Source organism: Candidatus Poribacteria bacterium, assembly GCA_026706025.1.
GTDB lineage: Bacteria > Poribacteria > WGA-4E > WGA-4E > WGA-3G > WGA-3G.
Genome location: JAPOZO010000052.1, coordinates 126,383 through 140,031, shown reverse-complemented (window position 1 = coordinate 140,031; position 13,649 = coordinate 126,383). Strand labels below are relative to the sequence as shown.

The 13,649-nt window shown below is 47.9% G+C and carries 10 protein-coding genes and 1 pseudogene; 4 read left to right on the top strand and 7 right to left on the bottom strand.

Going from position 1 to position 13,649, the window contains the following annotated elements:
* The first annotated feature begins 485 nt into the window (after nt 1-485).
* The gene (gene rpmB, locus OXH00_11515) at nt 486-698 is read left to right on the top strand and encodes a 50S ribosomal protein L28 (GenBank protein ID MCY3741640.1); all 213 of its coding nucleotides are present in this window, start codon (nt 486-488) and stop codon (nt 696-698) included.
* Nucleotides 699-759: 61 nt separating this feature from the next.
* On the opposite strand, the gene OXH00_11510 is transcribed toward rpmB, so the two are convergent.
* Together OXH00_11510 and recJ are read right to left on the bottom strand one after the other, a co-directional pair.
* Nucleotides 760-2,967 (bottom strand): bifunctional (p)ppGpp synthetase/guanosine-3',5'-bis(diphosphate) 3'-pyrophosphohydrolase, encoded by a 2,208-nt coding sequence (locus tag OXH00_11510; GenBank protein ID MCY3741639.1) that lies wholly within the window; start codon nt 2,965-2,967, stop codon nt 760-762.
* Entirely contained in the window at nt 2,927-5,506 is a 2,580-nt protein-coding gene (recJ, locus tag OXH00_11505) for a single-stranded-DNA-specific exonuclease RecJ (GenBank protein MCY3741638.1), read from the bottom strand. The genes OXH00_11510 and recJ overlap by 41 nt, the downstream gene beginning before the upstream one ends.
* A 440-nt stretch (nt 5,507-5,946) precedes the next feature.
* Here recJ and OXH00_11500 point away from each other — a divergent pair, with 440 nt between their 5' ends.
* Both OXH00_11500 and OXH00_11495 read left to right on the top strand, forming a co-directional pair.
* Nucleotides 5,947-6,204, top strand: coding sequence for a ferredoxin family protein (locus OXH00_11500; GenBank protein MCY3741637.1), 258 nt, complete (start codon nt 5,947-5,949; stop codon nt 6,202-6,204).
* A 107-nt stretch (nt 6,205-6,311) separates the two neighbouring features.
* Nucleotides 6,312-6,623, top strand: a complete 312-nt coding sequence (locus OXH00_11495) for a DUF971 domain-containing protein (protein ID MCY3741636.1) — start codon at nt 6,312-6,314, stop codon at nt 6,621-6,623.
* A 75-nt stretch (nt 6,624-6,698) separates the two neighbouring features.
* Here OXH00_11495 and OXH00_11490 read toward each other — a convergent pair whose 3' ends face one another.
* The 4 genes and pseudogenes from OXH00_11490 to OXH00_11475 all read right to left on the bottom strand — a co-directional run bounded on the left by OXH00_11490 (nt 6,699) and on the right by OXH00_11475 (nt 10,860).
* Nucleotides 6,699-8,294 (bottom strand): AAA-like domain-containing protein, encoded by a 1,596-nt coding sequence (locus OXH00_11490; protein ID MCY3741635.1) that lies wholly within the window; start codon nt 8,292-8,294, stop codon nt 6,699-6,701.
* A complete protein-coding gene (locus OXH00_11485) occupies nt 8,295-9,287 on the bottom strand; it encodes a hypothetical protein (GenBank protein ID MCY3741634.1) in 993 nt (330 codons plus the stop codon). It abuts the gene before it with no gap.
* Nucleotides 9,288-9,316: 29 nt separating this feature from the next.
* Nucleotides 9,317-9,895, bottom strand: a complete 579-nt coding sequence (locus OXH00_11480; GenBank protein ID MCY3741633.1) for a YkgJ family cysteine cluster protein — start codon at nt 9,893-9,895, stop codon at nt 9,317-9,319.
* Nucleotides 9,896-10,659: 764 nt separating this feature from the next.
* Nucleotides 10,660-10,860: pseudogene (locus tag OXH00_11475) on the bottom strand (cold-shock protein).
* A gap of 431 nt (nt 10,861-11,291) precedes the next feature.
* Between OXH00_11475 and OXH00_11470 the strand changes: the two are divergent.
* Nucleotides 11,292-12,581: an amidohydrolase family protein gene (locus tag OXH00_11470; protein ID MCY3741632.1), complete on the top strand. Its 1,290-nt coding sequence runs from the start codon at nt 11,292-11,294 to the stop codon at nt 12,579-12,581.
* A 1-nt stretch (nt 12,582) separates the two neighbouring features.
* Here OXH00_11470 and mtnA read toward each other — a convergent pair whose 3' ends face one another.
* Nucleotides 12,583-13,623: an S-methyl-5-thioribose-1-phosphate isomerase gene (gene mtnA, locus OXH00_11465; protein MCY3741631.1), complete on the bottom strand. Its 1,041-nt coding sequence runs from the start codon at nt 13,621-13,623 to the stop codon at nt 12,583-12,585.
* Between the last annotated feature and the right edge of the window lie 26 nt (nt 13,624-13,649).

Sequence of the window (13,649 nt, the reverse complement as noted above, 5' to 3'; positions counted from 1 at the left end):
GTGATAGAAATTTAAGGATAAAATCGTTCTCCCTATTTTGGGGTGCGGTTGTAATAGTGCTGTCTGTGTTTGAGAGCACATTAGCAGGACCATGAAGCATGTAAGTCTCAGTGAGATAGTATATCAGATGCTGAAAAAAAAGTCATGTCTATTTTCGGTTATCAGCAGAGCCATTCAGTTTTAAGAAATTATAGAGTTTCTCGTACTTTTTTCAGGATCCGGTGCGGTTCCAAACCGCACCTACCGGGCCTGGAGGGTCTGAAATTAAACGAAAAAACCGAAAACTGAATGGTTCTGCGGTTATCAGTTGTCAGAAAGATAGCCGTCGGCTGTTGGAAACTATCGGCTGTCAGTTTCTCGTTGTCAGTTATCAGTATATTAGCGATCTGCAGTGAAAAGAAAATTTGCTTTTCTGCCCTAATTGTGGTATCATTAATGATTAGGTTTAACCGACATTTTAGAGGAAAGAAAAAGGAGAGATCAAGATGTCACGCGTCTGTAGTATTTGTAGTAAACGCCCGATGACGGGTAACCAGATTAGTAAATCATTTAAACACACAAAGCGGCGTTGGCTTCCAAATCTTCAACGGGTTCGGGTTCAAACGGAGTCAGGTCCGAGGCGGATCCGTGTATGTACGAAATGTCTGAAGAGTGGAAAAGTGAGCAAAGTTATATCGAGAATGCCTGCCGCTGTATAGCATATTCCATCCGGAGCGTATTCCCACACTATCAGGCGATTAAGACTGCCGTAGATTGGATTTAGGACATACGGGTGACGCGTTGTACGCCTTTTAGTTGGCGAATCGCTTCCATGACTTTATCCAGCTGCTCAGCACCTGTTACATCTATTGTGAGGTTGTCAGCAGCCGTAGCGTCAAGATGGACAGTCGAGGGTTGGAAGGTGCCACAGCGGATGTTCACTTTGTATTGTGCGATAGCAGTTGTGATTGCACCGAGCATTCCGGGACGATCGCTGCATTCGACGAGGATTTTGACAGGATAGACATCAGGCGGGTGGTCTCCGTTTTCGGACATCGACTTTTCAAACCACTTGACTACCAAGAGTCGTTCCGGTTCTTCAAGGATGCGGATGCATCCGGCTCTATGTACAGAAACGCCGCGTCCGCGAGTCAGGTAGCCGACGACTTCATCACCAGGGATCGGGTTACAACATTTCATGATCCGCATCATCCCTAAGTCAATATCATTTTCGAGTTGGATAGCCGGTGATGATTCTGGTTTCCGTTTCGGTTTAACCGCTTCTGCCGTTTCGGTTTCAGGTTTCGGCACCTCAGGTTTCAAGAGATTGACGACCTGGATAGCCGACTCATCCCCGTTGCCAATGCGTACGAAGAGTTCTTCAAGATTTTTGAGTTTGAGTTGTTTGGCAATATTGAGGAGTTCCGGGGAGTTGAGATACTCGCGTGCGTTAAGATAGAAGGTACGTAATTCCGCCGCGAGAAATTTCTTACCTAATTCCAGAGCGTCCGCCCTATCCTTTTCGCGGAACCAATGCCTTATTTTACCGCGTGCCGTAGCCGTTTTCACATGCGGCAACCAACTTCGACTCGGTTTTCCATTGGATTGTGTCCGAATATTGACTTGGTCTCCATTCTCAAGTACCCGTCGGATTGGGGCAACAGATCCATTCACTTCCGCCCCGACACATGTATGTCCGATATCCGTATGGATTTTATAGGCGAAATCGATAACCGTCGCGCCCGCCGGTAGTTTAAAAAGGTCGCCTTTCGGTGAAAAAATGTACACTTCATCTTGGAAGAGTTCCAACTTCATCGATTCCACGAACTGATGCGGACTATCCTGTGTCTCTTGTATCTCTTCAAGTATCTGCTTATAACTCGCGAGGATGGAGCGTCCCTGTTTACTTGTCGGTACGCCCTCCTTATAGCTCCAATGCGCAGCAATGCCATCCTCAGCCACTTTATGCATCTGATAACTCCGGATCTGTATCTCAACGGGTTTACCGTCATCTAAAATCGTGGTATGGAGTGACTGATACCCGTTTTTCTTAGGTTGTCCGATCCAGTCTCGAAGTCGGTCGGGATGGTAATTCCATTTGTGGTGGAGTGCCCCGAGTGCCATGTAGCAGTCAGGTTCAGTCTTAACAAGGACGCGGAGCCCAACGAGATCTCGGATCTCGCTGAAAGGAGTCCCTTTCTGTTGCATCTTCTGGTAGATACTATAGATATGCTTTGTCCTGCCGTGGACATCGGCATAGACCCCGCGTTTTTCAAGGACTTGGCAAATCTGTTTCACCATTGTATCACAGTACGCCTCGCGCTCGGTGAGTTTCTGGTTCAGGAGATCGGCAATTTTGCGATATTCGCTGGGGTAGAGGTGTTTGAATGCCAAGTCCTCAAGACGGCTCATGATACGCCATATGCCCAGTCGGTGGGCGATCGGTGCGTAAATCTCCAATGTCTCTTTTGCAATGCGTTGACATTTCTCGCTGGTCAGGAACTTCAACGTCTCCATGTTATGAAGTCGGTCAGCGAGTTTAATAAGGATGACCCGCATATCTTCTGCTGTTGCTAAGAGGAGTTTCCGGTAGGTTTCTGCTTGGCGTTTGCGGTGGACGCGATCTTCAACGGTGATCGGTGTATTGGCATTCGGGGCACTGACGCTCGGTCTATATTTCCCAATTTTCGTGACACCTTCAACCAGATTCGCAATGTTCGCCCCGAAGCGGACCTGCAGTTCCTGGCGCGTGATGCCTGTATCTTCGAGGACATCGTGCATGAGTCCGGCACAGATCGTGTGGGTATCAAGGTGGAGTTCTGCGAGGATCTCAGCGGTTTTAAAGCAATGCGTAAAATAAGGTTCGCCAGACTTTCGCTGTTGTCCGTCATGTGCTTCTTGCGCGAAGCGGTAGCAACGCTCAAGAAGTTCAACTTCTGTGTCCGGATTATATGCCTGAATCTGGCTTATTAGCGATTTGATACTCATGTTCTATGCGCTCCCACATAGATTCGATGTTCTCTTTCAACTGAAACTCAACGAAAGAGGGACTCGTCTGCTTAATCCATTGCCCTCTCAAGTAAGTTGGCGAACGAGATAAATCACTTTTCTGAGCAGGGCGGAGTTTCACAAGTCTGTGTCCTGATTCCGCATACCGCTCAATAAACTCCAATTCTTCAAAGATCGTCAGTCCGGTTTCAACTGTCGCGGGTGCTCCGAACGTGCCATTTAGCATTGCTGCCTCAGCGTATCCCTCCGCTCCGTTGGACTGTATGACTTTACGTATTCCGCCGTACAATTGCTGTAATTCGGCTTTTTCGGGATACTGTTTAGCGATCCAATTCTGCATCTCTGCTCCATCTGCATCGCCGTAGATAAGATGCAGGTAGGAGGTCTCTTCCGTTGCAAAGATGGGCGCGCATCGCATGAAAAAGAGATCTGGACTCGGTGTGAGATGGCAAAAGACAATGTGCTTCACGAAAGGGTATGCTTCGCGACTTAATAAACGACTACTTGAGGCGATAGTTCGGAGTTCGCCAACCTCCAATTGCTTCAATAAGGCTGCTTCCTCTTCACGGGATGTTGCCTTATCGTGCCTCGCGATGCCCTCAATGCTTTCTGGTAAGAGCCTTGTGAGCAGCGCGTCCAGCATTTCTTCATCTTGTACATAAATTATACAAGATTCTTCTCTTTCAAGCAACTTTAAAAGATAGTCCTTTTTCTTCGTGTTGCGCCGATCAACAAGTTTTAAGGAAGATGCGTCGTTAAGTCTGGGAAAAACGTCCCAGTTCATGTCCCTGCCTTCGGCGTGTACCTCCCAATCTTTAAGGATAAGTTGTACGGATCGGGTGCCCTGCCACTCATTGATCTGAGGCGAAAAAGCGACATCAAGTGAGACATTGGGACGATTGAAAGTGACGATCTGATCGCCAGCCCCCCAAGCGATCGCACAATGTCTGACACCGCCGTCGTTGACAAACATTTTCAGGTGGCTGCCATCCTGTCCCATTGTTCTGGGGGTGCCATCAGCAACTTTGACGCCCCGTTTGCCAAAAAGCGGCGTTGGATTCTCCTGCCCGAAGGGTTCAAACTGCTCAAGTTCCTTTAGGGTGTCTAACGTTAGGAGTGAGAGGTGCGTTTCAAATTCGAGGTCCAGCTTCGGTTGGAGTGCCTCCGCTGTCAGATGTTTAGAAGCGAATTCGTTGAAAGCATCCTTGAATTTGGGGATATTTCTGGTTTTGATCGTTAACCCAGCGGCGGCTGCGTGTCCGCCGTGTTTCACGAGTAACGCTGTGCAGGCGACAAGGCTATCAGCGAGGTTCATGCCTGCAATACAGCGTCCCGATCCAGTCGCTTCATCACCGTTAATTGCAAGGACAATGGCAGGCTTATAGTAAGTTTGCATCAAACGTGCGGCGACGATGCCGACGACACCTTGTGCCTTTTCGTCCCACTTATCACTGGCAACAACAATGCCTACGGTGTCATCATCAACCTCTTTTTCAATTAGCGCCGCTGCTTGATCTTGGATGTGTTTTTCCAAATCTTGTCGCTTCTGATTTGCCTGATTGAGTTCAGAAGCGATCCGGGTTGCAACATCCTCAGCGTCGGTCGTAAGTAGTTCAACCACTTTGTGGGCGGTATCCATTCTTCCCGCTGCGTTGATACGGGGCCCCAATTTAAAAGAGAGTGCGTATCCATCAAGTGGCGTATCAATTTTATGACCCGCTGCTTCGCATAAAGCATGAATGCCAGGACGTTCCCGTTTATCAAGTTCCGCCAATCCTAAACGACTCAAAATGCGATTCTCTCCAGTGAGCGATGCCATGTCTACGACAGTGCCCAATGCGACCAGATCCAAGAGTGATTCAAGAAACCTTCTATCGTCTATCAACCCCTGCGCCAATTTGAAGGCTAAACCGACACCCGCGAGTTCTTTGTAGGGGTATTCATTGCCCGGAATCTTAGGTGAAATGAGCGCGTGTGCTGGTGGTTGTTCCTGCTCTGGTTGGTGGTGGTCGGTGACAATAACATCCATACCGAGTTGATTGGCTAACGCGACCTCCTTAACCGACGTGATACCACAGTCTACAGTGATTATCAACTTTGCATCGTTTTTCTCGTGAATTTTTTTTATCGCGTCTTCGCTGAGACCGTAGCCTTCATCAAACCGGCTCGGGATATAGTAGTTGGCGGGAACATCCATCTGACGGAACGTATTAAGCAATAGCGCAGTAGCGGTGGTGCCGTCGGTATCATAATCGCCATAGACACAGATTTTCTCACCGCGTGAGATCGCCGTGTGTATCCGTTCCACGGCTTTGTCCATATCGGCTAATTGAAAAGGAGAGTGGAGTTCATCAAAAGTCGGATAGAGATAGGCTCGCGCTTCGGCAGCGGTTTTTATCCCTCGATTGATCAGCAGCTGTGCAGCGAACGGCGAGACACCCGCTTCGGATGCCAACGCCAAACTGCTGTCAAGATCTGAATTGCTAAACCGCCACTTTTTGCGGGTGGGCTTTTTCATGATATTCCTACAGTTGTTGAGACGGGGAGCCTACATCTTGCAATATAGCGGGATTTGCAAGCGACAATTAACGACTATTGACATATTACCACAAAAATTTGGGTTTGTCAAATATTTTGCGATGTCGTCCAATTTTCGTTTATAGTCTTGTAGGTTGGGTTGAACGGTGTTAAGAAAGCAGATGTCGGGGTGCCAAAAACCGTATGAGGGAAAGAATATCCATGTTTCGTTAGAAATATAATTTGACAAAATAGACTGCATGTGATATTATTTATAGTGTCCTGATCGCAACTCAGCAGACACAGCAAAAAAATCCGCCATATATGACGATGTTTTTATCCCTTCTTCATCAGAATGGTTAACTTCACGTATTGAGTGGGTTGCCCTTATGGTTGTATGGAGGTTTTTACTATAAATCAAGCGGAAAGGAGTTTTCCAACATGACGTATGTGATTTGCGAACCGTGCGTTGACGTTAAGGATAGTTCGTGCGTTGATGTGTGTCCAGTGGACTGCATTCACCCCCTACCGGATGCTGAGGAGTTCGAGGAATTCAATCAGCTCTATATCGATCCAGAAGAGTGTATAGACTGTGGTGTATGCGAACCCGAATGTCCTGTTGAAGCTATCTTCATGGAAGAAGACGTTCCTGAAGAATGGGAAGAGTTCATTGATATCAACGCGGAGTACTTCGAATAACAGATAGCAGAGGTAATCCTTAGATCCGCAACTCCCTGAACGGTTGTTGATTTGCGAGACTGCTTGCGGTCAGACAAATTGGCAACCGTTTTTTTTCAAGAGTTATCATGGAAAAATTTCAACCGACGCGCATTGAAAGAGGCAACACAAGTTTGGCAGTTCAATGGAAAGATGCGTACAGTGGCGAACTCTCCTACCGCCTCCTGCGCGAAAAATGTCCATGTGCCCATTGTGATGCGGTACGTTTGGGAAAAGACCCCTTCCATATTTTACCTTCCGATGATTTTTTTGAAAACTTACGGCTTGTGGATATTCAGCGAGTCGGACGCTATGCGGTGCGTTTGGTGTGGAGCGATGGACACCGTACTGGGATTTATACCTTCCAATTCTTACGCGAATTAAGTGAGGGTGTTTCATAAGACCCAAAACGCTTCCTTGCCCCTACCTGCAAAAAAATATTCCTAAGATTATTCTCGCGCTATAGTGGTGGTTCGTTAATCTGAAGGGCGTTCTTGTATCACGGGAATCACGTAACTCCGAATCGTAAAGCCGTCTAATGTCTCTGTCTCTACGCGAGGTTCTGAATCTTTACGGTGATCAAACACGACGTAGTAACCTGCCGCAGCTGCTTCGAGTTTAACATACGTTGCGAGTTGCGCCTTGCCTGCCGCATAGCGCATAGCCCCGCCCCATATCTTGGTTTCTACGATATATTTTCTCTGATTATGGAGAATGAGGATGTCCATCCTGCCGCGTCCGGTTTGTACTTCCAGATACATCATCCCACCCACGATCTGGACAAACTGCTGAAGATAGGCAAAAAGGAGATGTTGACCGACGTATTCTTGCGGTGTTTCTGGCACTTGTAGTATCCTGAAACCTGCGCGTGCGATAAAATCCCGGAAGTTATCAAGGAGTGCTTCCATCTGAATCTCTCCATCGGGTGTGAGATAATCCTTAAACCCGGCACGGGTGTCTTCAGGTAAATAGTCTTGCTCTAAACCATTGACAACAGGTTTAAATGTCTGCATGACACGGTACTGATAAATCGGATTGACGATTTCACACAGTCCATCAGCACCTTCACCGATAACGCCGTAAGTCGCGAGTTCATTAATGATTTCATTGTCCAGGTTGAATTCTACACCATCATCATAAGAAGCGATTTTCATCAGGAGTGCCTCAAATCGCCGATCCCGGCGGATATTGGTTACCAAATGCTCAGTATGTGTGTTCCGTTCGCGAAGGAGCTGCACGTGTGCTTTTGAAAAGTGTTCCATTGTGATCCGCTCAGTTTTCGGGATGTCCATCTCCTCCGTAAGAATCTGGGCGAACCGGTTGACAAGCACAGGCTGCCCGGCCGTCTGTTTGTGGATAGATTCAATGACCGCCGGATCAAAAGGCTGCCCAACTTCGTCGGTGTACTGTGAAAGCAGTTCACGTACCTGTTCAAGCGCGAAATTCGGTAATTTGAACTCGTCTTGGATATTAAAAGGCGAAATAGAGCGGTCGTAATTGAGTTGCGTAATGCTCTTCACCCCAACGATACCCACGCTGTGCGGACAGCGATCTCGACCCGAGAGGTAGATGTGACGGAGTGAATACAGAAAATCGCTGAGAACGGCTCGTGGGATACCGTCAAATTCGTCAATGATAAGCACAACTTTTTGTCTATTATGATGGTGTTCAAGAAAATTTGAGAACCGTCGAAAGAATCTTCTCATGGAGAGATGATTCGTAATTTGGGTGTTATCCAGAAATTCTGTGAGAGCCGGAGAGGATGCGCTGCCACGTTTTTGGAATACTGTCTCTATTTCCTCACAAATATCTTCGTAGAGACCTTGGTAAAATACGGCGGGTTCAAGGTTGTTGGATGCTTGGAAATCGATCCGGATTGGGAAATATACGTCGGTGGCGAGTGTCTCTAAAGCGCGATGGAAGAACGTGGTTTTGCCGGTCTGTCGCGGTGCGAATAGGGCGACGTACCTGCCCTTTTCGAGTCGATTGATGAAATCCGAAAGTTCATCTGTCCGGGCAACGACGTAGTTATCTTCAGGATAAACAGGACCGCGGGTCTCAAAACTTCGCATTTACTCATTGTTCCAATCTATATCATAGAATGAGATCCCTTTTGCTCTTGCCTCTCGATATTTCTCGAGTCTACGTGATGGAGGATCCTCAACAAAAGCTCTAATCTGATGTGATGCTTCAAGCATAGCATAGAATTCATAAGTTGAAGCGGTATTAGAATCATCATAGAGAACATCGTATGCCTCAAAATAATAGGTGCGGCATTCCGCGTCTGTTCTTGGTAAATTTAGTTCCAATTTCTGTAAAAAGTTAACAATAATGTTAACTTCGGGAATGTCGCCATGTTTGTCAATGAGGAAAGCACGCATACCTGTTATCCAAGCCTCGGGATCTTCTATTCTGAGATGATCCAAAAGACGGCATTTTTCTTGTGCTACTATAGATTTTAACTGCTCTATTTGATCTTCAAGCAGACGCCTATGGGCTTCAGTTGGAACAAGAAAATAGGTTGCCGCGGCATCCCCAACGAGGTGTTTAGCAAACTCAGGTGTTACAGTTATAAACCCACCTTTCGCCTCCCGTTTCCGTTTTCGCCTAAACTCTACATCATAGCGAACCTGTGGGATGTCTCCAAATTTTTGAAAGAAAGCTGCGATGCCAAATTTTTCGCGTAACGCCTCGTCTTTCGTCTCAACGACCCAGCGTTTCGGAATCTCAAGGTTCATGAATTCTCTAATTTCCCTGTTCGTTAACCTAATCCAATCTTTGCCTTTCAACTTTTCCCAATCTCTCTCTTTTAAATTTATCCAGTCTTCGACTGTCAGGCGTAGCCATTGTTCAGCGTCTTTCAATTTTTTCCAGTCTGCGTCTGTCAACCATCGTTGTTGTTCAGCGAGTTGTAGCGATTGTTCATTAGGTTCGTCAAGGAGCGTATTGTTGGTAGGGGGCGGTGCCTCTTGGTCGTCCTCGGTGTCTCCACAACCGAAGCAGAGCAGGAGACTTAGGATAGATGAAAAATAAAAAAAATGGGAAAGGATCAATCTCTTTTTCATGGTGCTTCCACGGGTCCAAAAATGGTGTGTCAGGCTTTTGACTCCGATAGTAGTTGAGAAACAAGATAACAGTTCGGCGTTTTTTGCGTGGCACCCAATTCGGTACTAAGGGTTTGACAGGTCTTCCAATAGTGGTTATAATTGAGGGGACGGTAGCGATCGCGCTTGCCGAGAAAAGTTTTGTGGCAGCAGGCTAAATCATTGCCGTTATGAATTGGGTATCCCCAGACGCGGCAGATGACGGGACGATGTTCGTAAACAGAACAGACGCCACCGATGAGCATAGGACACTCACCTTCGGGCTTACCGCGTACCACGCTAACAGCTTCCATACCGGTATCGGGCATGATGGTTTCAACGTTGTAGCCGTGTGCCTCCAATTTTTTGATGCTGCGTTCTGCTTTTGCGCGGATATGCGCACGGAGTTGCTCTGGAAGCGCATCCAATCCTAACTTTAAATCTCGCGCTTCAACCTCACTGATCGCCATTGTCGCCGTGTTATGGCAGCAGGCGAAACAGGTAGATGGACACGGCACACCTCCCGATGCTTCGCGTAAGCGTTTCACATCACGCTCAATCTCACCGAGCAGTTCATAATACGCCTTCATAGTAACCCTTAATCTACGGAAAGATTGTAGACCGCATGCCGGAAGATGACGACCTTCGCGCCATTCTCCAAAATGAGTTTAATTTCATAAGGGCTCACCCAGTCTACAGTACCACGAAAGATCTCGCCTTCTCGAAGCGTAATCGCAATTGGGGATCCATTTTTTCGGGAATGTCGGACGGCTTCCGTATCGACCTCACAGAGCTGCGCCTCGGGTGGTAATTGCGTCAACTGTTGTGCTTTGACATCTTCCGCAATCTGAACAGCTGCTTGAACTTTCTCTGCGTCAAAGTCTTTGTAGCAATATTTAACATCTGTTTTAGCGATCTGCTGTTCCTTGCCATTACTATTGAGTGTCAAACTCGAAAGGGTCATCTCAAGGACAGTCGCTGGAAGTTGTATAGCGTTATACAACGCGAAAAACATTGACGTTTCAAAGTTAATCTGCTTGAGGATATAGAGGTCACCGAAGCTGAGTTGTTTTGAAGATTGTTCTTGCCCGTCTTGTGCGGGTTCATCAGCATCCTTAAAATCTTTTGTTGCGGCGGATTGATGGCGTGGTTTCGATGTGGGTTTTGAGGGTGCCACGGCGGTATCACGGTTTCGGCGGTCTCGAACCGGTTCTGATTTGCCTATGTCGTGATTAGAGGCAGGGGCCGCCTCATCAGTGATAAATTGTCCCTGGTTTTGCCCCGGAAATCCGGCGTAACCACGCGGGATAATTGCTTTTCCTTGCCGCAGCCAGCGGCGTTCTGTCGGGGTCAATAAGACTTCAACGTTTTGGGCAACGAGTCCCTTCTCACCTTCAACGACACTATATTTTACGCGCTGCCCGACGCGGAGTTCTTCATATTCGGGCTGCTTAATGGCAGAACTGTGCAAGAAAACATCCGCGTCACTGCTATCTTGCGCAATAAATCCGAAGCCTTTATCGAAATTATAGTACTTTATCCGTCCTGTAGGCATTGTATGCTCCTGTGGTCTGGTCCCTCATCAAGAAGGCAACAATAACCACTCGCGTGCCTGCGCGAGCATTTCTCATTTATTTTATAGGGAGTCTACATCTAAGCCTCCCCGAATTTGTCAGAGCCATTCGACTTTACTATAAGCACGCCGAGTGGTATACGAGCAATCGTTAGATCGCAACCTTCCATTTTAAAAGCGGCGTAAAATTGAAAACTAAATGACTCTGTCGAATGTACGGTTTTCCTTGACACAAACCTCTGACTCTCTTATAATAGAGCGAATTTTGTCTTCCTTGTTCAAGGTTCCGCCCAACAACACTGCTAAAAGAGGCAAATTGCCAAGACATTACATATTTATTAAATCATAACTTAACACATTTGTCAAGTACGAGACGCTAAAGACTTAGTTTCAACTTTTATAGGAGACTATGTATGACAACCACCGATTTAACACATCACATCCAATCTATCCGTCTTGTGGATACACACGAACACATGAAGCGCGAAACTGAATGGGTTGAAAATGGTCCCGATATCCTCCAAGACCTGTTCGGGAACTATGTGCCTGCCGATTTGGTAACCGCCGGTGCCTCTTCAAAAGCGATGGGTAACCTGATGGACGCTTCTCAAGACATCGCATCTCGATTTGAAGGTATCCGGGACGCATGGGAAGCGACACAATTTACTGGGTATGGCGAGGCGGTTAGCCTCATTGCGAAACATATCTATGGACTCGACGAACTCACAGGTGATGGTCTCGCGAGTGCCGATAACCTAAAGACGCTTCGCACGCCAGGCAAACGTTATCACATTTTACACGATCTCGCGAATCTTGACCACATTCAAACAGACGATTTTAGTTGGCAGTGCACGCCAGACACTTCTGGTCCCGATTTTTTTCTCTACGATCTCTCGTGGGCAACGTTCTGTGGCGGACAAGTGGATCCGAGTGCGATCCACGCCGAAACGGGTGTTGAAGTCAAGGACCTCGCTTCTCTTAAACACAGCATGGATGCACTTTTCGCGAAACATGCCCCGTGTGCGATCGCCGTAAAATCGCAACACGCCTATAACCGTACACTCGACTGGATCGAAAGAAGCGAGGCAGAGGCTTCTGCTGCGCTGAATGCCGTTCTCACAAAACCCGCCGGAGACATTGATGAGGCAACGCGCCTCTGTCTCGGTGATTGGTGCTGGGCACGTGGCGTTGAACTCACGATTGAACACAACCTCCCTTTCAAAATTCACACCGGCTATTATGCAGGGAACGATCGGATGCCGGTGCGTCGCATCCCTGCCGGTAATATGTGCGCGCTCTTCGCTCGCTATCTTGATGCGAAGTTTGTCCTGATGCACATCGCCTACCCTTATAACGATGAACTGGTTGCACTCGCCAAGCATTACCGCAATATTTGGGTAGACTTCTGTTGGGCGTGGAGCATTGATCCGTACAGTTCCCGTGATTTTCTCCGTCGGTGCATCCACGCCGTCCCGTCAAATAAATTGTTCGCTTTCGGCGGCGATACGGGGTGGCCAACGAGCGCGATGGCTTATGCGATTCAAGCAAGAAACGAAATCCGACGCGCCCTTGAATCCGAAATTGCAGACGGGTACCTCACGGAAAAACAGGCGATGGCGTTCGCGACACGGATTATGAATACGAACCAGTACGACTGCTTTGACATAAGCGGCACCCGCTCGAATATTGCCAAAGCTGCGTAGGTTACGAGTCCCGTAAAGCCTTCAGATTTTCTGTATAAGGGGCGCGTGCGACCCCTTTTTCCGTGATAATCGCTGTGACTAACGCCGCGGGCGTAACGTCAAATGCGGGACTATAAACCTTCACACCTTCAGGCGCAGTCAGTTTGCCGAAGCCTTCTGTTACTTCCGCTGCTGCCCGCTGCTCAATCGGAATCTCTGCGCCTGTTTCAAGAGCGAAGTCTAATGTTGAAGTCGGGGCGGCGACATAAAAAGGGATGCCGTGTGCCTCTGCGAGGATAGCAACATTATAAGTGCCGATCTTGTTAGCGGTGTCACCGTTTGCTGCAATTCGGTCGGCTCCGACAATAACGCATTGGATTTTACCCTCTTTCATGACTTGTGCTGCCATGTTGTCACAGATAAGGGTTACATCAATGCCTGCCTGCATGAGTTCCCAAGTCGTGAGGCGTGCGCCTTGTAATAACGGGCGCGTCTCATCGGCGTAAACTTGGATCTGCTTACCGGCTTCGTGTGCGCTAAACATGACAGCCAACGCCGTGCCGTAGTCGGATGTGGCTAATCCGCCAGCGTTGCAATGCGTCAGAATGGTATCTTTTTCGTTCAGCAATGCCATACCGTGTTGACCAATAGCCCGACACATCGCTTTATCCTCATCGATAATCTCCAAAGCCTCAGCGAGCAGCACTTCTTTGAGTTCAGGAATTGGAAGATGGCTATTCTCTTCCGCAGTGCAGGAGATCCGATCAAGTGCCCAAAAGAGATTAACGGCTGTCGGTCGAGATGTCGCGAGATAATCGGTAGCGGACTTGAGTTCAGCAGCGAATGTGTCGTAGGTTTCCGCAGTGGAATTCCAAATGCCGAGTACAGCACCCAAGGCACCAGCGATGCCGATAGCAGGCGCGCCTCGGACACGCAGGGATTTAATTGCCTCCCAAGTTGAGGGGAGGTCGTCGCAATAAATTTGCTTAAATTCGTTGGGCAACAGCGTCTGGTCGATCATCCGAATTCTGCCGTCTGCCCACTCAATTGTTGAAACTGCCATTTTGGGGTACGGGATCCTCCTTTAGA

What these genes read in the sequence shown, in the direction of transcription:
- rpmB (MCY3741640.1), top strand. Translation starts at nt 486, where the DNA reads ATGTCACGCGTCTGTAGTATTTGTAGTAAACGCCCGATGACGGGTAAC.
- OXH00_11510 (MCY3741639.1), bottom strand. Translation starts at nt 2,967, where the DNA reads ATGAGTATCAAATCGCTAATAAGCCAGATTCAGGCATATAATCCGGAC.
- recJ (MCY3741638.1), bottom strand. Translation starts at nt 5,506, where the DNA reads ATGAAAAAGCCCACCCGCAAAAAGTGGCGGTTTAGCAATTCAGATCTT.
- OXH00_11500 (MCY3741637.1), top strand. Translation starts at nt 5,947, where the DNA reads ATGACGTATGTGATTTGCGAACCGTGCGTTGACGTTAAGGATAGTTCG.
- OXH00_11495 (MCY3741636.1), top strand. Translation starts at nt 6,312, where the DNA reads ATGGAAAAATTTCAACCGACGCGCATTGAAAGAGGCAACACAAGTTTG.
- OXH00_11490 (MCY3741635.1), bottom strand. Translation starts at nt 8,294, where the DNA reads ATGCGAAGTTTTGAGACCCGCGGTCCTGTTTATCCTGAAGATAACTAC.
- OXH00_11485 (MCY3741634.1), bottom strand. Translation starts at nt 9,287, where the DNA reads ATGAAAAAGAGATTGATCCTTTCCCATTTTTTTTATTTTTCATCTATC.
- OXH00_11480 (MCY3741633.1), bottom strand. Translation starts at nt 9,895, where the DNA reads ATGAAGGCGTATTATGAACTGCTCGGTGAGATTGAGCGTGATGTGAAA.
- OXH00_11470 (MCY3741632.1), top strand. Translation starts at nt 11,292, where the DNA reads ATGACAACCACCGATTTAACACATCACATCCAATCTATCCGTCTTGTG.
- mtnA (MCY3741631.1), bottom strand. Translation starts at nt 13,623, where the DNA reads ATGGCAGTTTCAACAATTGAGTGGGCAGACGGCAGAATTCGGATGATC.